This window comes from Caballeronia sordidicola (assembly GCF_000729995.1).
Classification (GTDB): Bacteria; Pseudomonadota; Gammaproteobacteria; order Burkholderiales; family Burkholderiaceae; genus Caballeronia; species Caballeronia sordidicola_A.
The window spans coordinates 1-396 of record NZ_JNFG01000139.1; the positions used below are offsets into that span (position 1 = coordinate 1).

Consider the following 396-nt stretch of genomic DNA (forward strand, 5'->3'; position numbering starts at 1 on the left):
GTTTACTTTTTCACCCCAGACCATATCACATCTAGCACCAGCTCAATTCAAGGCTGGATCTATGATGGAGGCTGGCGTATGACTCAAATGCCAATCGCAGATGTCATTAATAATCGTTTGACATCGCGAAAAATGGAGAATAATCCAAGCGTACAGCATTTTATGAAGGAAGTAAAATCCTTGCACGGTAGTCATATTTTCAATGAAAAGTTTCTCGACAAAACCGAAGTGTTCGATGCATTAAAAAAGGAGACAAATCTCCATCGTTACATGCCTGAGTCTCACTTATTGAATGGCTATGCCATTCTAAAAAAGATGTGTACGACGCATTCTGTTGTATTCCTTAAACCCATCAGAGGCAGTCTTGGTAAAGGGATCATTCGCATCACTAAGCAA

The 396-nt window shown here is 40.2% G+C and carries 1 protein-coding gene; it reads left to right on the forward strand.

All coding sequences use genetic code 11. The features are described 5' to 3' along the window. Window positions 1-78 precede the first annotated feature (78 nt). A partial coding sequence (locus FH08_RS0134085; RefSeq protein ID WP_200878832.1) for a YheC/YheD family protein occupies window positions 79-396 on the forward strand: 318 nt, incomplete at its 3' end.